This is a genomic window from Sodalis-like endosymbiont of Proechinophthirus fluctus (genome assembly GCF_001602625.1).
Lineage (GTDB): Bacteria > Pseudomonadota > Gammaproteobacteria > Enterobacterales > Enterobacteriaceae.
In genome coordinates, this window is the sequence record NZ_LECR01000091.1 from 1 (window position 1) to 245 (window position 245).

1 protein-coding gene is annotated in these 245 nt (G+C 50.2%); it reads right to left on the bottom strand.

What is annotated here, in order from left to right; all coding sequences use genetic code 11:
- A partial coding sequence (locus BG74_RS09450; protein ID WP_187202878.1) for a hypothetical protein occupies positions 1 to 245 on the bottom strand: 245 nt, incomplete at both ends.

The following is a 245-nucleotide window of genomic DNA, read 5'->3' on the forward strand; positions in this document are numbered from 1 at the left end:
GAGAGAGAGAGAGAGAGAGAGAGAGAGAGAGAGAGAGAGAAATTCTTCTTCCTCCTCTTGTTCTGTGATTGGAAAATACCTGAAAGGTCGAACGATAGGTTTGATCGTTTTCTTGGGGGCTTCCGTGGAGGTTTGCTCGACGACGGCTTCACCGATTTCTTCGTCGTATTCTTCGATTTCTTCTTCTTGGGTCTCTTGAGCCGGAGGAACCGAAGGAATTGCTTTGGCGGCAGCGGCAGCGGCTG